Source organism: Psychrobacter sp. 1Y6 (genome assembly GCF_052258385.2).
GTDB lineage: Bacteria > Pseudomonadota > Gammaproteobacteria > Pseudomonadales > Moraxellaceae > Psychrobacter.
Window position 1 is genome coordinate 2,352,210 of the sequence record NZ_JBQQEW020000001.1, and the last position, 16,410, is coordinate 2,368,619.

General features: G+C 43.2%; 15 protein-coding genes and 1 tRNA gene. 4 read left to right on the forward strand and 12 right to left on the reverse strand.

Annotated features, from left to right (window positions below):
• Positions 1–16: 16 nt before the first annotated feature.
• From ACTXGF_RS23450 to rimO, 5 genes are all read right to left on the reverse strand, one after another.
• Positions 17–826 (reverse strand): phosphatidate cytidylyltransferase, encoded by an 810-nt coding sequence (locus ACTXGF_RS23450; protein ID WP_420230311.1) that lies wholly within the window; start codon positions 824–826, stop codon positions 17–19.
• Between the two features lie 189 nt (positions 827–1,015).
• On the reverse strand, positions 1,016–1,774 hold the full coding sequence (gene uppS, locus ACTXGF_RS23455; RefSeq protein WP_443532457.1) for a polyprenyl diphosphate synthase: 759 nt from the start codon (positions 1,772–1,774) through the stop codon (positions 1,016–1,018).
• Positions 1,775–2,163: 389 nt separating this feature from the next.
• The gene (gene frr, locus ACTXGF_RS23460) at positions 2,164–2,718 is read right to left on the reverse strand and encodes a ribosome recycling factor (RefSeq protein WP_057759123.1); all 555 of its coding nucleotides are present in this window, start codon (positions 2,716–2,718) and stop codon (positions 2,164–2,166) included.
• A 112-nt stretch (positions 2,719–2,830) separates the two neighbouring features.
• A complete protein-coding gene (gene pyrH, locus ACTXGF_RS23465) occupies positions 2,831–3,556 on the reverse strand; it encodes a UMP kinase (RefSeq protein WP_057759121.1) in 726 nt (241 codons plus the stop codon).
• A 172-nt stretch (positions 3,557–3,728) separates the two neighbouring features.
• Positions 3,729–5,315, reverse strand: a complete 1,587-nt coding sequence (gene rimO, locus ACTXGF_RS23470) for a 30S ribosomal protein S12 methylthiotransferase RimO (protein WP_443532454.1) — start codon at positions 5,313–5,315, stop codon at positions 3,729–3,731.
• A gap of 135 nt (positions 5,316–5,450) precedes the next feature.
• Here rimO and ACTXGF_RS23475 point away from each other — a divergent pair, with 135 nt between their 5' ends.
• The 3 genes from ACTXGF_RS23475 to ACTXGF_RS23485 all read left to right on the forward strand — a co-directional run bounded on the left by ACTXGF_RS23475 (position 5,451) and on the right by ACTXGF_RS23485 (position 8,993).
• A complete protein-coding gene (locus ACTXGF_RS23475) occupies positions 5,451–6,809 on the forward strand; it encodes a two-component system sensor histidine kinase NtrB (RefSeq protein WP_443532452.1) in 1,359 nt (452 codons plus the stop codon).
• A 99-nt stretch (positions 6,810–6,908) separates the two neighbouring features.
• Complete coding sequence (locus ACTXGF_RS23480) at positions 6,909–8,690, forward strand: sigma 54-interacting transcriptional regulator (protein ID WP_443532450.1); 1,782 nt, start codon at positions 6,909–6,911, stop codon at positions 8,688–8,690.
• A gap of 218 nt (positions 8,691–8,908) precedes the next feature.
• Positions 8,909–8,993 (forward strand) — tRNA-Leu (locus ACTXGF_RS23485).
• Between the two features lie 213 nt (positions 8,994–9,206).
• On the opposite strand, the gene ACTXGF_RS23490 is transcribed toward ACTXGF_RS23485, so the two are convergent.
• The 3 genes from ACTXGF_RS23490 to ACTXGF_RS23500 form a co-directional block, all read right to left on the reverse strand.
• Positions 9,207–9,605: a ribbon-helix-helix domain-containing protein gene (locus ACTXGF_RS23490; RefSeq protein ID WP_443532448.1), complete on the reverse strand. Its 399-nt coding sequence runs from the start codon at positions 9,603–9,605 to the stop codon at positions 9,207–9,209.
• 57 nt (positions 9,606–9,662) lie between these two features.
• Positions 9,663–10,223 carry a DJ-1/PfpI family protein gene (locus ACTXGF_RS23495; protein ID WP_443532938.1) on the reverse strand — a complete coding sequence of 187 codons (561 nt, stop codon included), beginning with the start codon at positions 10,221–10,223 and terminating at the stop codon, positions 9,663–9,665.
• A 167-nt stretch (positions 10,224–10,390) separates the two neighbouring features.
• A complete protein-coding gene (locus tag ACTXGF_RS23500) occupies positions 10,391–11,416 on the reverse strand; it encodes a serine/threonine protein kinase (protein WP_443532447.1) in 1,026 nt (341 codons plus the stop codon).
• Between the two features lie 192 nt (positions 11,417–11,608).
• Between ACTXGF_RS23500 and ACTXGF_RS23505 the strand changes: the two genes are divergently transcribed.
• Positions 11,609–12,580: an ATP-binding protein gene (locus tag ACTXGF_RS23505; RefSeq protein ID WP_443532445.1), complete on the forward strand. Its 972-nt coding sequence runs from the start codon at positions 11,609–11,611 to the stop codon at positions 12,578–12,580.
• 40 nt (positions 12,581–12,620) lie between these two features.
• Here ACTXGF_RS23505 and ACTXGF_RS23510 read toward each other — a convergent pair whose 3' ends face one another.
• The 4 genes from ACTXGF_RS23510 to rarD form a co-directional block, all read right to left on the reverse strand.
• Positions 12,621–13,769 (reverse strand): ribonuclease Z, encoded by a 1,149-nt coding sequence (locus ACTXGF_RS23510; protein ID WP_443532444.1) that lies wholly within the window; start codon positions 13,767–13,769, stop codon positions 12,621–12,623.
• Between the two features lie 103 nt (positions 13,770–13,872).
• Positions 13,873–14,184 (reverse strand): hypothetical protein, encoded by a 312-nt coding sequence (locus ACTXGF_RS23515; protein ID WP_443532442.1) that lies wholly within the window; start codon positions 14,182–14,184, stop codon positions 13,873–13,875.
• 94 nt (positions 14,185–14,278) lie between these two features.
• Positions 14,279–14,947 carry a glutathione S-transferase gene (locus ACTXGF_RS23520; protein ID WP_057759100.1) on the reverse strand — a complete coding sequence of 223 codons (669 nt, stop codon included), beginning with the start codon at positions 14,945–14,947 and terminating at the stop codon, positions 14,279–14,281.
• A gap of 194 nt (positions 14,948–15,141) precedes the next feature.
• A complete protein-coding gene (gene rarD, locus ACTXGF_RS23525; protein ID WP_057759099.1) occupies positions 15,142–16,212 on the reverse strand; it encodes an EamA family transporter RarD in 1,071 nt (356 codons plus the stop codon).
• Between the last annotated feature and the right edge of the window lie 198 nt (positions 16,213–16,410).

Genomic DNA, 16,410 nt, shown 5'->3' on the forward strand with positions numbered 1-16,410 from the left:
GTGCTGCTATATAACCTTACACTACTATCAAACCAAGCTGCTGTATCGCCCAAAAACCAAGGGCAAATATCGGTGTGGCAGACAACAGGGAGTCAATGCGATCAAGGATACCACCGTGACCTGGCAAGATAGTGCCTGAATCTTTTACATCAGCACGGCGCTTGAGCATCGACTCGAACAAGTCCCCAAGTACAGAGGCAAGAATAGTGATGGCCGATAACGCTACAAATGCGATTAACGGTACACCGGTCAGCTGTAATTTAAAGACGCTAATGGCTACCACAACTAACAGCCCTGTGACGAGGCCACCAGCCAACCCTTCCATGCTCTTATTGGGTGAGACATTGGGTGCCATTTTTCGGCGACCAAGCTTGCGTCCAACGAAATATGCGCCACTATCTGCACACCATACTAATAAGAACACATACAGCAGCCACCACGCAGATAACTGCCAGAGATAGAACATCGCCGTGATAGATGCCGTCAAAATAACCGCGCCCATCATTGCCAGCTGGTTGCCGTACCATCTCGTCTGTGTTGGGAAGACTCGAACCCAAGACAGCGCCATCAGCCATATAATGAGTGACGCCACCCACCAAAACAACCAAGTTACCTTGAACATCAGTGAGAATATAGTAAGCGCTAAAATCAATAGAACGAATACCACAGGCTGGCGCCATTTAGGCATCAATTTAGCCCACTCATGAGCGGCGATAATGACCCCAATGGCCAACAGTGGTGCAAATAAAATAGGCGTTTGGCTCGCAAACATTGCAATACCAACGATAATAACGAGAACAATTGCCGTCTTAATTCGTTGCCACATACTTATCGAGCCTTATAATAATGAAGAACAGATGGTCAAAAAATGCATTATAGCAGCTAACTAACGATGGCCTAGTGATAGCATTCAATACTCATTCAAGCCGTTTATCATTGCATAAACCAACCCTATTGACCAGTTATACAATACTAACTGAACTGAACCGACTAAACTTATCTATCAACTCATTGCTCAGTGACCTTGCTGCTCTACCACTACCTGCTCGCTGGTTTTGCCAAAACGGCGTTGGCGTTTAGCAAACTCTGCGATCATCGAAGCTAGCTCTTCTGCTGTAAAATTTGGCCATAATGTGGGAGTGAAAAACAGCTCAGCATAAGCAGATTGCCACAATAAGAAATTAGAAATACGATACTCGCCGCCCGTACGTACCAGCATATCTACTGCCGGGGTATCAGCTAATTGCACGTAGTTACCTAACAGCTCTTCATTGACATCTTCAGCTTTTAATTCGCCAGCTTGCACTTGCTGAGCCAGCTGTTTTGCTGCATTTGCGATATCCCACTGCCCACCGTAGCTAATCGCAATTACCAGCGTCATCGCATCAAACTCTGCCGTCTTTTCTTCCGCATCAGCCATTAGCGTTTGTAGTGACTCACTAAGCTGACTGCGATCACCGATGAAACGCAAGCGAATACGATACTCATTCATGCGCGGCATTTGCTCATGAATCGTCGATGTGAGTAGCTGCATCAACAATGCTACCTCACTAGGCGGTCTCTGCCAATTTTCGCTCGAAAACGCAAATACGGTCAGCACTTCAATGCCTGTATTGACACAATACTCAACGATAGGATCGAGTGCATCTTTACCAGCCACATGTCCTTGACCGTGGCCCAAATCATTGGCCTTACCATAGCGATTGTTACCATCCATAATGATGGCGATATGACGAGGAAGAATAGCGGGCGCCAAAACGGCTGAAGTGGACATAGGCGAACTTGCTTATTGTTGAGGTAAAATAATAATAACGTGTGCAACAGCGATTAAAAAGCGCCATTTATATAATTCACTAACTTATCATAATTGCGTCGTTAGTTTTTAGTGCTCAGAATGCGATGGATCTAGTTCAATCAACCACACCTTTGGCTTGCTTTAGATATGGCTTCATATAGTTGATTCAGTTTAAAAGAGAGACAGGCCAACCGAGTACAGATGCAACTGTGATACTTCAAGCGGGGTTAACGCTGTCGCTCTTTTATAGAAGATTGACTATATCAGTCTACACAATAATAAACAGCCAATAGCTATAAAGTATTGGCTGCTCAATTACAGGTAATCTTCCGAACTGATTCTTGCTATCAATACCAAATATATCAGTATTAAACTTCCATCAAATCGCTTTCTTTCTTACTCAAGCGAGCATCGATTGTTTCGATATATTTGTCAGTGATTTTTTGAATATCATCACTAGCGCGGCGCTCATCATCTTCTGAGATTTCTTTTTCTTTTGCCAAATCTTTGATGTCATTCATCATGTCACGGCGAATATTACGGATAGACACTCGGCTGCTCTCAGCTTCACCACGTGCAAGCTTTTGCATATCGCGACGAGTATCTTCTGTTAATGCGGGCATTGGCACACGAATTACATCGGCAGACATTGGGTTGAGACCCAAATCTGCTTCACGAATAGCCTTATCTACTGCTTGCACCATCGTACGGTCAAACGGTTGAACTAGTAAGGTACGTGAGTCTTCGACGTTGACGCTGGCCACTTGGTTCAATGGTGTATCAGAACCGTAGTAGCTAACCATCACACCTGACAACATACCTGGATGCGCACGGCCAGTACGAACTTTACTGAAAGTGCTTTCAAGCGCTTCCAATGTTTTTTGCATGCGTGCTTCGCCGTCTTGCTTAATCTCTTTAATCATTGTGTATCCTTATTTATCGTTACCGACAAATTTTTTATTTGCTATTGGGATATTAATTATTTATTGCTAATCGTTAGCTGTTTACTGACGTTAATTGCCAGTATCGCATCAATTAATGAAAAACTCGTGTGCCTTCATTTTCACCCATGATGACATTTAACAATGCATTAGGCTTAGTCATATCAAACACTTGTAGCGGTACGTTATGCTCACGGCATAATGCGATAGCCGTTAAATCCATGACGCCTAGCTTTTGCTCTAGTACTTCATCAAAAGTCAGACCGTCATACTTGACTGCATCATCATGTAAGCTCGGGTCTTTGTCATAAACGCCGTCGACCTTAGTTGCTTTCAAGATTAAACCAGCTTCGATTTCGATACCGCGCAAACAGGCAGCAGTGTCAGTGGTAAAGAATGGGTTACCCGTACCTGCGACAAAGATACAAACTTCGCCATTTTTAAGGTAACGAATGGCATTACGACTGCTATAGCTTTCAGTAACTTCACCAATCGGCAATGCAGACATCAAGCGCGTTTTGATGTTGCGACGCTCAAGCGCATCACGCATCGCCAGTCCATTCATAACGGTCGCTAGCATGCCCATCTGATCACCAGTAACACGGCCAACGAGACCTTCTTTTTGTAACTGTGCACCGCGATATAAGTTACCACCGCCGACCACGATACCAACTTGGACACCAAGTCCACGCAAGTGAGCGATAGACAAGCTCATTTTATCAAGCACTTCGGTATCGATACCCATGTCTTTACTACCAGCTAAGGCTTCACCGGAGAGTTTCAGCAAGATACGAGCGTAACGCGGGTTTTTGTCAGACATGAGGTCACCTTGTTATCATGAAATTATAAAGAAAATTATCGGTAAAATACAAATCGAGTTTGCCCACAACGCCACACTTACAGCTAAGCGTATTAAAAAGGCTAAATTGCGCTAATTGTAGCAAAAACTGCCCGCCATTGGGCAATTTTCACTCGCATATCTTATTGGATATCTAGCCTTGATAACTGGCGAATAGATCGTATTCACTAGCATCATCAATAGTCACGGTTAAGAACTGCCCTACTTTAACTTGCTCGTTGATATCATCAACATAGACATGACCATCAATTTCAGGTGCATCAGCATAGCTACGGCAAATAGCAATATTTTCATCGCTATCAATTTCATCGACCAATACCGTTAAAGTCTTGCCGACTTTTTCTTGTAGCTTTTGCGCTGAAATATCTTGCTGTAGCGCCATTAAACGCTCATAACGAGACTGCTTGACGTCTTCAGGGACATGGTCAGGCAAGTCGTTGGCCACTGCGCCTTCTACTTCTGAATAAGTGAATGCGCCCACACGATCAAGACGTGCTTCAACCAGCCAATCAAGCAAGCACTGAAAATCTTCTTCAGTCTCACCAGGGAAACCAACCACGAAGGTCGAACGAATCACGATATCAGGACAAATCTCACGCCATGCTTTGATACGAGCCAAGGTGTTTTCGCTATGTGCAGGACGTTTCATTGCTTTTAGGATACGATGACTGGCATGCTGGAACGGAATGTCCAGATAAGGGAGCAGTTTCTTCTCACCCATCAACTCAACGACTTTGTCTACGTGTGGATACGGATAGACATAATGCAGGCGTACCCAAATGCCCAAATCGTTCAATGCTTGGCATAAGTCATAAAACTTAGACTTGAGCGGCATGCCATTCCAAAAGCTGGTCTTGTACTTTAGGTCAAGACCATATGCCGAGGTATCTTGCGAGATGATAAGCAATTCTTTCACGCCAGCTTTTTTGAGCGCCAGTGCTTCGTTCATTACATTATCAATTGGGCGCGATACCAAATCACCGCGCAAGCTTGGAATAATGCAGAACGTACAACGGTGATTACAGCCTTCTGATATTTTTAGATAAGCATAATGGCTTGGGGTCAGTTTGATACCCGCTTCATTAATCAAATCTATTTTTGGATCATAGTTGGCGTCCTGACTGCGATTTGGCTTAGGCACATGCTGCGCTACTGCCGTAATCACTTCGTCATAGGCATGCGCGCCCGTCACTGCTAGTACAGCTGGATGCATCTCACGGATTTTGTCCGCTTCTTTACCTAAGCAACCAGTAACAATCACTTTACCATTCTTGCTAATGGCCTCGCCGATCGCATCAAGTGACTCTTGTACTGCTGATTCAATAAAGCCGCAAGTGTTTACCACGACCAAGTCGGCACCGTCATAATCACTGGCTACTTGATAGCCATCACGGCTTAGCTCAGTGATAATACGCTCACTATCCACCAATGCTTTTGGACAACCTAGTGATACAAAACCAATCTTTGGCGCTGCACTAACTGGCATCGTAGCAGTCGCATTGGCAGTCGTAACATCACTGCTTTGGGCTACACTACGGTTCTGGTTGTGGTTGGCTTTATGATGGTAAGGTTGTTTAGTATCTGTTTGACTGGCATCTGCCTGACTCTGCGTTTGTACTATGGTAGGCGCGGCAGGATTGAAGATAGTGGCAGTGTCTTTTACGGCAGATAGAGGAGCTGTTGCTGTCGTATTCACTGACTCGGTAGAAGTTTTGGACATGGCTGACCTTGCTAGAGATAAATTGGCTGAGCGCATTGTACGTTTTTTTTGCAAAAATCACCAGTTTTGCCGCTCTATAGTCTTGATTTGTGGTTAAATATTATCTCAAGCATCTGACTTTTTTGGGCCCTACTGATGAACGCTGATTTTATAACCGCCAAAACAACCCCCGACCTCGCATTTATATCTCAGCATTTATTCACCGCTATTTTATGGGTCAATGATGAGCTATCAATCACAAGGTTAAATGCTCAAGCCGAGCAGCTACTTGCCATTAGTAGCGGCAGATTAATCAATCAATCCATCTTAACCCTGCTAGCACCTGATGAGTTAAAGACTAAAGATACTGTATCTATAGATAATGATATAAATGAAAATGAGGCTTCGAGCGAGCCAGCATACTCGTTGACCGAGCGTTTTGTGCAGGCGCAAAACTATCAGCAGCCTTTTATCGATCATGACCACATCATAAAAACACCGCTAAATGGTAATTTATCATTGTCAGTCGACTATAGCGTCACGCCTGTCATCTATGAACAGCAGCCTTATTTTATTATCGAGATGTGGGGCAAAGATCGTCAAAGTCGTATATCTGAGGAGCAGCGCCAACAACAGCAGTATACAGTGGCCCGTCATATGCTACGCTCAGTGGCACACGAAATAAAAAACCCTCTTGCTGGTATTCGCGGTGCCGCCCAACTGTTGCAACGGCAATTTATTAAATTCAGTGACGTATCTACTACTAATAGCCACTCTATCGCTGGCAACAGCTTGCCAAATACCAGCACTGATACGCAACATGATTTGCAAAAAATGAATCAAAAACTGCGCAACTATACGGACATTATTATTTCAGAAACTGATCGATTGACTCATCTTATTGGGCAGCTTCTGGGTTCCAATCAACTACCAAACTGGCAAACGCTTAATATCCATGAGCCTCTAGAGCATGTCTTAACCTTAGTGACCAATCAGTATCCACAGGTAGTGTTACAGCGTGATTATGATTTATCATTGCCAGAGTTGTGTGCAGATAAAGATCAGCTGATTCAAGTGTTTTTAAACCTCATTAATAATGCTTGTGAGTCGATGACTGAGTTCGAACAAACACTACAACAGAATAAAATCTCAGAGTCGCAAGAATCACCACAAGCTACCATACAAACTGAGAGCAATTCTGACTATCAACCGACATTGCATATCCAAACGCGGGTTGCTTTTCAGCATACAATCGTCGGACAGCAGCACAAGCAAGTGATGCAAATTACTATTACTGATAATGGCTCAGGCATTGATCCAGCATTGATCGGTCAGATATTTTTCCCGATGGTTACTAGCCGTGCGGCCGGTACAGGTCTTGGATTATCCATCGTCCAAGATATTATCAGTCATCATCATGGTATGATTGATGTGAGCTCGACAAAAGAACAAGAAGACAAGCAAACCCGATTTACGCTATATCTACCATTTACTCAACCCATCACTGAGACATAAAACAAATTATGAATTTATGAATTAAAGGCTGCTAAATTTCATAACGCTCAACTCCCAATCCCCAACTTACCATCAATAATTGCTGATTAGGCCCAATACATGACTGAATATAGCGACGACCTCCAACCTAAAAGCGATGATCAATCAACACAATCACAAATAGTAACTGTGAATAATGCACCCAGCGACCACCCTGCAACATTGTGGTTAATCGATGACGATGCAGCCCTACGTATGGTGTTGGCAGACACGTTTGAAGATGCTGGATTGACCGTTATCAGTTTTACCCAAGCCCAAGCAGCATGGACTCGCCTTAATGATGTTTTAAAACAGCAGGAGTCAGCCGAGCAATTACCAGACGTCATACTGACCGATATTCGTATGCCAATGATGGATGGGTTGTCTTTTAGCGACTGGGTCCATCAGCATTTCCCTAAAATGCCAATCGTAATTATGACGGCACATTCAGACCTGACCTCTGCTATCAATAGCTATCAGACTGGTGCTTTTGAATATCTACCCAAGCCTTTTGACTTAGATGATGCGGTTGCAACGATTTATAAAGCCATCAATTATCAGCCTAATTTAGAAACAACGACTGTTTCCCTTTTAGATGAATCCAATACCAATACAACGTCTGACACTTCCACCGAAGACCTGATGAAACCTAAAGCAGCACTTGCCAGTAAGCCAACCAAAGACAATAAGAACAAAGGTGCCGGCGAAGGCAAAAGTAATGGTAACCCTAGCGGCATCATTGGACAGTCACCAGCCATGCAAACGGTGTTTCGCGCTATTGGTAGGCTGGCACAATCTCCCATTTCCGTCTTAATTACTGGTGAGTCTGGAACAGGTAAAGAATTGGTTGCCAGTGCTTTACATCAACACTCCCCGCGTAAACAGCAACCGTTTATTGCGCTTAATATGGCAGCCATACCGCATGACTTGATCGAGTCTGAGCTATTCGGTCACGAAAAAGGCGCGTTCACTGGTGCAACGACAATGCGTCAAGGCCGTTTTGAGCAGGCAGATGGCGGTACTCTATTTTTAGACGAAATCGGCGACATGCCTTTTAGCACTCAAACACGGCTGTTACGCGTCCTAGCCAATGGTGAGTTTTATCGTGTTGGTGGTCAGCAGCCAATCAAGGTCGATGTACGTATCATCGCAGCCACCCACCAAAACTTAGAAGAGCTGGTAAAACAAAGCCGATTCCGCGAAGACTTATTTTATCGCCTCAATGTCATTCGATTACCCCTACCACCATTACGTACACGCCCTGAAGACATTCCTGCATTAGCCCTCTACTTTATGCAGTCTGCCGCAGAGCAAATGAATACTTCTCCGAAGCATCTACATCCTGCCGCATTGCAAATTATGCAGACGTTTGACTGGCGCGGTAATGTGCGTCAATTAGAAAACGTCTGCTTGTGGCTCACGGTGATGGCCACTGGTGATACGGTGATGGCGACAGACTTGCCACCAGAGCTACTTGAAAACATCTCACCTAATACGGTGCTTTATGAAGAGCATGGCTCATTGAAGGAAGATGCTCAAGAGCATTTGGCACAAAGTGGCGATGTGTTAAATGGCAGTTCATTAAACAGTCATCAAAATGAGCGAAGTAGCCCGTTGCCTAAAAACCAAAGTTGGCAGCAAGCATTGGCTGATTGGGCTGAGCAGTCGTTAAGCACGGGTGAAACTGATATTTTGCAAACAGCAACCCCTGAGTTTGAGCGCGTTTTATTAACAGCAGCACTCAATCATAGTGGCGGTAAAAAGATAGAAGCCGCGAGCTTACTTGGTTGGGGACGCAATACTCTGACGCGCAAATTGCAGCAGTTGGATATCTCTGCCCCGAGAGTACCAACTAAAGAATAAAGAAACGCATAAAACACGATAATAAATTATCATTGATATCAATTACTTAAAATTAATATCAAAAATAAATGATAAATAATTAAAAATAATTGCAAATAGGGGTTGCCAAACAATTAAAACTCTATATAATAGCCAACCACTGAGACGCACTACCGAATCAGTTAACTGTCTAGATAGCGTTTGAGTTTAATCGCTTTTGATGATAGAGTAACGAAAATGGGGCTGTGGCGGAATTGGTAGACGCACCAGATTTAGGTTCTGGCGCCGCAAGGTGTGAGAGTTCGAGTCTCTCCAGCCCCACCATTTTCGGATAGTACATCTTAGACCAAATATCAAAACCTGCTTTTTAGCAGGTTTTTTTGTGTCTGGAATTTGGTGTTAAAACTATAAAATATCTAATCAAGAGCATTAATCTACTTTTCTACCCTTTATAAGTCCTGCAGCACCTCATCCGTACTCTGATAGCACCTCTCTACCCACTTTGCCAATGCTTCCATGTACTTGCCATAGACAGAACTAATTAATAGAAAGGGTTTCCTCACTATCATTGAATAATGCACTACGTTGATTTTTACGAAGAGCTTCACGTTGAATGATATTTTTCGCATCGACTTTTTCTAGAGGCAATCTTGTTTCGCGAGAAAGATCGCCATCGGCTATTAAAGATAAATAACGAGAACAACAAACTCTTAAAAAAGAGGTGAAATTGCCAATATCATGATCAGCATCGAGAGATTCAAGGTATAGCTTGGTGATCAGTTGATTAACCGTCATTTGATCGCGAAATGACAACTCTTCTAATATATCCCAAAAAAACACTTCTAAACGAATTGAGGTGACAACGCCCTGAATTCGAAGTGATTTGGTTTTAGAGCTCCACAAGCTGTCATCAGCACTAATAAAAAGTTGGCACATATATATCCTCTCTCGATACTAGAGTCTATTGAATATTCAACAGCCCCGAATTCAAGCTTATAGCAAGGCAACAAACTGCTTTAGCATCGCTGGGTGGGCAGGCCATGCAGGTGCCGTTACTAGCTGGCCATCTGTAATAGCGCCATCCATAGGTAACGTGACATACTCAGCGCCAGCCATTTCTATTTCTGGCTGACACGCAGGATAAGCAGATACTTTTTTACCCTTCAATACGCCAGCAGCCGTCAGCATTTGTGGCCCATGACAAACCGATGCAATCGGTTTATCAGTATTTGCGAAATGCTGAATCATTGCAATGACCTTAGCATTCAAGCGCAAGTATTCTGGCGCACGTCCACCTGGTAAATACAAAGCATCGTAATCTTCTACATTGATATCAGCAAAAGACGCATTAAGAACAAAGTTATGACCGCGTTTTTCGGTATAAGTTTGATCACCTTCAAAGTCGTGTATTGAGGTAGCAATGCTATCACCTGCCACTTTATCTGGGCATATAGCATCAACCTCATGTCCCATCGCTAGAAGCGCTTGGAACGGAACCATGTTTTCATAATCTTCAACAAAATCACCGGTTATGATAAGTACTTTAGCCATGATATTCTCACTGTATTGTAATAAAACACTGTAATGAAATACGGGAACCCAAATTAGTTTATAGCGACTTCGCTTAAAATGAGCCTGAATATCCATTCAAACATAAAAAACAACGACTGGGTAATATGTGAATACTACAAACAATCATTTTTTAAAATAAAATAATAAATTCAGCTGTTGTCTAATAACTTCAAATCTATCAACATCTTGTCTATGTCCTGATATCGTCTCTCTTCCCGCTTCGCTAATGCCTTATCGATAATATATTGATAGTGACTATACTCTGCTGACAACGTTGGAATAGGTTGCTGGCAATGCTGAATCGCCCACGCTTTTGACTTTTCATGGCTATCGATATTTATTTGAAATGGGCGCTTGCCTGTTAGTATCTCAACCATCATTATGCCAAACGCGTAGATATCACTTTGTACCGTTGCACTCTGACCTTGCCAACGCTCAGGTGCGAGATACGCGGGTGTACCAGTAGGATTTGGTTGGCTATTAGCCACCGTCATACGTTGTGATAAAGCAAAATCAGTGAGTAACAATCTAGGAGTCAGACTATTACTCATAGTATCTACTGGCCAATTATCGTCAAAACCTTCAAGCAGAATATTACTGAGCTTAATATCATTATGTAGCCAGCCAGCCTGATGCAAATTGGCTATCAAGTATGCAGACTTCATGATGAAATGATGCTTTTGTGATGCTATCAATAACAGATTTTTTGAAGCGGTCAGCTGACTCGCCAAGCTACCATTAGGGTAATAAGGCATGACCACTATAACTAGGTGTTGCAACGGCTCTAGTATTTGAACGTTCACGCAATGATGAGCCAATAGTGGCGGTGCGATAACGTTATCTTTGATTTTTGATAAAGCATTTACAGCAGCTAAAACATTCACTTCATGAGTTAAATCGGCAGCAATAGGATAAGCGCCATCACTCAACTGCCATTTAATCATCACACTGCCAAATTGCGGATGCTGGGCGCGCGTTAGACCTTGGAAGTAAGTATTGTCGATATGTTGCGTTTTGACATCTTGCGTTTGTTCTGTGCTTTGTTGAGCAATACGTTGATGCACTATCTCACTAAAATGCTGTGCGTCCAGTTCTTGGGTAATAATGGGCAATAGCTGCATCGCCTGCGCTTGCAAAGCTTGCGTAATAGACGGATTACTGGCACTATTTTCCATGGTATTGTTTCTCATAATATAGTGAGATTATTGCCTTCCCATTCGTATCATTTCCAAAAATAATAATAGCGCGAATAATGATTACAAGTACTACGATTAATAGGTACTAAGATTGTAGGCACTGAAATTTCAGCAGCGTTAATTGTATTTTTGGGTATGGTATTAAAGACAACCTTAACTGCTAGAGCCACTATGTCACAACCAACTATCCCGACCACGCCATCTGATCAGACTACTTACGCCCTACCCGCACCTTTGTTAGACTTACTCAGTCAGTACTTACAAGAGCGAGTCACACCAACTATTGAAATCGATCCGAGCCAGCTTGCTTATCGCTGGGTTGGTGGACGCACTGGTCATCTGCAGCCTTTGTCGGTCAACCTGTTTTTGAGCTTAGATGACTTGCATGGTATCGATACGCAAAAATCAAAACTGGTACAAAACACCCGTCAGTTTATTAAAGGTTACCCTGCCAACCATGTATTGATGTCAGGCACACGCGGTGCTGGTAAGTCATCATTGATTCGTGCCTTGCTACAAGCTCACCATAGTGAAGGCTTGCGTATTATCGAGGTTGCGCGCGATGATCTGCAAGTATTGGATAAGATTCGTGCTGCTCTTAATGCCCTACCAGCAGATTGTAATTGCCGCTATATCGTATACTGTGATGACCTCGCTTTTAATGGTCAAGACGAAAGCTATCGTGCGCTAAAGAGCGTGCTCGATGGCTCGCTAGACTCTGAGCAAGACAAACTACTGGTCTACGCCACCAGCAATCGCCGTCGCTTGCTACCGCAGATGATGAAAGACAATGTCGATATCTATAATGGGCAGACGGATGAAGTCAATCCCTATGAGGCCATTGATGAGACCGTGTCATTATCAGATCGGTTCGGTTTGTCCCTCACCTTCCATCCTATGGATCAGCAGACTTATCTGCATATCGTTCAGCATTATCTGAATTTAGAGCAGCAGAAAATCTCAGCTGATATGGATAGTGAGGCTAAGGATATTTTAGCAAGTCAGTCTATGGCTGATAAGGTTAGAAAGGATGCGCTACGTTGGGCCTCAGAACGTGGTGGTCGCTCAGGACGAGTTGCTTATCAATTTAGCCGTTTTTGGAGTGGTAAAACACAATTGGCTATCGAAGACAGTAAGCGCTAGGTCATATTTAACGCTCAATCATATCTAAGCTTAACGATGTCTAATCACTGCGTGCAGAGCATATATACTGCACGCGCATCTCTTCTTGACTGGCCTTTTGGCTGCCCTCTTGATTGCTTACCGATTCAACTGCACCATCAACTGTATATTGAGCAAAATCTTCTGCCAGCCATAGATTGCCTTGATAGACACTTTGCGCATCTAAGCGAATATATGCCATATTTGGCGTTTCGCTATCTGGGTTGTCAAAGTTCTGATAACGAGCGCTAAAGTGGGTCAAAATGATGTTTTTCAGGTTCATCTTTTGCGCGAATGTGCCCACCACATGCGCACTGCTATGCATGGGATTAAAGTCAGGGTTTCTGGCTTGAATAGCCATCATGACCTCGTGCGTATAAGTCGCCTCATGCACCAACAAATCCGCATTGATAACGGCTTTGCTTAACAAATTTGGCGCATCATTGTCTCCTGCCACCACTATTCGCGTCCGCTGTATTTCCTCATCAACATAGTCTACTGAGTGCAATTGTCTATTATCCTCAGTCGTGACATCTTCGCCTTGCTGCAATTTACCCCACAATGCGCTTGCTGGAATACCATCTGCCACAAGCTTATGTGTATTAAGGATGCGGCGGCTAATAGTCTGAGTAATACCAAAGGCATGAGAAGCAACCCGATGTGATAGCCGCGTGATATCAATATCAAGCTGATGTTGGTCGCTTAAGCTAATGTTAACCTTGTTCGTATCACCTTGCTCAGCTAACACCTCTTCAATCGCTACAAAATTAAGAGCAAAAGGTAGATATAGCTCTGTAGTGGCGGTAATCGCTTCAAGCAAAGTAGCAATCGCTTTTGGGGCAATCAAAGTTAATGGCTCACGGCGTCCTGACATAGCAGCACTAGCTAGCAGCCCTGGTAGACCGTAGCAATGGTCACCATGCACATGGGTGATGCAGATAGCAGCCAGTTGATGTAAGGAGAGTTTGGTATGTAGTAACTGCTGCTGTGTGCCTTCACCGCAATCAATCAGCACCCATGGACGCGATTTCTTACTCTGATTATTCTGTTGACGACTCTCTTGCTGTACGCCAGAGGTATGCGGATTCAGACACTCTATTGCCAGTGCAGTCACATTACGCTGTTTGGTCGGTACACCTGCGGAGGTACCCAAAAAGGTTAGCTTTAGCATAGTGATGCCTTTTATTTATCAGGATTATTGGCTGAAAAGCACAAGTGCGTCTCTTCATTCTAAAACGATAACAGAAATAAGATAAACGAAGACTATGCCCTAGCTATGACAATTGGCATATCATAGTTTTTTGACCTTCAACCATTTGTCCACCATTGCCAGTACACTCATTTACCATATTTGATTCGTAAGATTTCCAGCCACCATAAAAGCTCGCTGCACACAGAATTACCACTAGAATTTTCTGTGACCACGATTTGATAGAGACTTGCTGGCTATTAATCTGTTGTCTATTATTTTCTTGCATACTGGTATCTTGCTTATTAAGTGACGTTTGAGTTGCTGACTGATTATCGTCTTTATCTAGGCTATCTTGTTTCAGATGGTCTTTATTCGAGGTATTTAGATCTGTCATAACATTATCCTAAAAAAGGCTTTGTTTATTCATAAACAAAGCCTCTGGTCTACATGGCTACTTAAGCGTTGAGAGAGGATTATACCAGTATCCTCTAAAAATTCAGACGACCACCCTTTTTTTCTGCTCGCTTAAAGGCATCTCGTTCTTCGCAGCGTTTGAGCCAGTTCAAAAGATTGGTATATTTACTCTGATCTAAACCTGCACCAGCATTGGCACCCAAGACTGCAAGATGCATTTGAATATCAGCGGCGCTAAATTCACTACCTGCAAACCAGTGATTTTCATGTAGATGACGCTCCATCATATCTAGCATCTTCTCCAAACCGCTACTGATCATGTTTTTTTCAATCTGACCTTGGATTTTTTTGCTGATAGGTTTGATTAGCATTGGCGACTGAGACACCACTTTTGTGAATACCAAGCGCATGACCAACAATGGCATCAATGAAGCCTCTGCAAAGTGTAACCAAAACGTATAGGCTTCCCACGCTGCTTCGTTATTATCATCAGGTTTGAACTGCTTTTCTTTGTCGTAATGCTTAATCAGATATTCAATAATGAATCCTGATTCAATCAGTACACGATCGTCTGCTTCTAGTATCGGTGCATTACCAATCGGATGCACTTGCTTGAGGCTATCAGGAGCACGGTATGCCTTGTTGCGCTCATAGCAAGTCAGTTTATAATCGGCGCCGAGCTCTTCTAACAGCCAGATAATACGAAACGAGCGCGAGTTTGCTAAATGATGAAGATGTAACATAAACCGTCCTAGTTATATATTGTAGTAAATCAGCCATAGTATCTCAGATATAGCACCATACGTTTACTCAATCGCGGCACTACTGCTCTCGATAATAGCGTAATTTCTACTCCTTTAATACTGTGAGTTGGCAGACATACTGAAAAACTATGCCTACCGAATCGATACTATCTAAGACGGTGTACTCTTTGACATCAATCTAAATGTAATGCTTCAATCTTGCGCGTCATTTTATCTATCTTTTGCTGATATTTTTTGATCTGACGGAATCGATGCGCGATTAGCACGCCTTTAATACGGCGATTTTTCAGACGACGACGCGGTGGAAAACTGCCCACTTGTGGCTCATTGTAGCCATGTAAGCGGTCTTCACGTTTACGCGCCATATAGCCCAGCGCGCTATCAGCAATCATAATCAGCAGTGCGATAAAAATCATGCTGTACATCAGCATGGAGCCACCATCATGTAAGTTACGATCTAAAATTGCGATTGAGAATATGAACAAGAATATTGGCTCAAGGTAGCACAGAGTGCCAAATAGTGAGACAGGCAGCTTCTGACTGGCCACCATCGTTAGTGACATCGCAGCGGTACTGATAATGCCTAATAATGGCAGCAGATACCAAAGCTTGTGGTTGGTGATTGCTACTTCAAAACCACCATTCATATACAGTGCGACCAATACCACTGGCAACAACAATACAAGGTCTGAAATCAGACCAGTAATAGGCGGCACTGCCAACTTGCGACGCAGTAGATAATAAGGAGGATAACCCAAGCAAACAAATAAAGTCGCCCAAGAAATAGCACCATACTCAAAAATATCGTAAGCGATACCGAGACCTGCACATACGATAGCAGCCCACTGAAGTAAGCTCATGTCTTCGTTGTAAAAGAACCTGCCGACAACAATCATAATCATCGGATATAGGAAGTAACCCAACGTTACCTCGAGTCCCAAACCATTAACTGGCGCCCACATAAATATCCAAATTTGCGCGCCCAAAATCGGTGTGGGTAGTATAAATAAAAACCACTCTTTTGCGTTCTTTAGTGTTTTTAGATAATCAAAAATGTGCTGCCACTGCTTTAGTACGCTGACCAGCAGTACTAGACTAAAAAACATTGTCAGCACGCGCCACGAAGCGACTTGCGTACCTGATAATGGTTGCAGCAGTAGACCAAATAAGAACAGTAATGAGTATAAGAAGTTTGCAGCGACAGCAGTGATTGTACCCTGCGAGGTTTGGTTAGTAGTCAGCATCACAACAGCCTTTAAAGATTGGGGCACATCCATGGCAATTTTTAAAAAAAACAAAAGCCTCAGACGAGAACGTCTGAGGCTTTTGCATATAAGGTCGTCGCGCAATCTAAGTTGAACGCTTTTGATGTATTAGGCTTACATCATGGTCGGCATTATGTCAAAGTCAGAATGAATAAGCAATGCCACTGTTCATCTAGT

Excerpts from the sequence above, each read along its gene's own strand:
- ACTXGF_RS23450 (WP_420230311.1), bottom strand. The coding sequence starts at position 826 with ATGTGGCAACGAATTAAGACGGCAATTGTTCTCGTTATTATCGTTGGT.
- uppS (WP_443532457.1), bottom strand. The coding sequence starts at position 1,774 with ATGTCCACTTCAGCCGTTTTGGCGCCCGCTATTCTTCCTCGTCATATC.
- frr (WP_057759123.1), bottom strand. The coding sequence starts at position 2,718 with ATGATTAAAGAGATTAAGCAAGACGGCGAAGCACGCATGCAAAAAACA.
- pyrH (WP_057759121.1), bottom strand. The coding sequence starts at position 3,556 with ATGTCTGACAAAAACCCGCGTTACGCTCGTATCTTGCTGAAACTCTCC.
- rimO (WP_443532454.1), bottom strand. The coding sequence starts at position 5,315 with ATGTCCAAAACTTCTACCGAGTCAGTGAATACGACAGCAACAGCTCCT.
- ACTXGF_RS23475 (WP_443532452.1), top strand. The coding sequence starts at position 5,451 with ATGAACGCTGATTTTATAACCGCCAAAACAACCCCCGACCTCGCATTT.
- ACTXGF_RS23480 (WP_443532450.1), top strand. The coding sequence starts at position 6,909 with ATGACTGAATATAGCGACGACCTCCAACCTAAAAGCGATGATCAATCA.
- ACTXGF_RS23490 (WP_443532448.1), bottom strand. The coding sequence starts at position 9,605 with ATGTGCCAACTTTTTATTAGTGCTGATGACAGCTTGTGGAGCTCTAAA.
- ACTXGF_RS23500 (WP_443532447.1), bottom strand. The coding sequence starts at position 11,416 with ATGGAAAATAGTGCCAGTAATCCGTCTATTACGCAAGCTTTGCAAGCG.
- ACTXGF_RS23505 (WP_443532445.1), top strand. The coding sequence starts at position 11,609 with ATGTCACAACCAACTATCCCGACCACGCCATCTGATCAGACTACTTAC.
- ACTXGF_RS23510 (WP_443532444.1), bottom strand. The coding sequence starts at position 13,769 with ATGCTAAAGCTAACCTTTTTGGGTACCTCCGCAGGTGTACCGACCAAA.
- ACTXGF_RS23515 (WP_443532442.1), bottom strand. The coding sequence starts at position 14,184 with ATGACAGATCTAAATACCTCGAATAAAGACCATCTGAAACAAGATAGC.
- ACTXGF_RS23520 (WP_057759100.1), bottom strand. The coding sequence starts at position 14,947 with ATGTTACATCTTCATCATTTAGCAAACTCGCGCTCGTTTCGTATTATC.
- rarD (WP_057759099.1), bottom strand. The coding sequence starts at position 16,212 with ATGCTGACTACTAACCAAACCTCGCAGGGTACAATCACTGCTGTCGCT.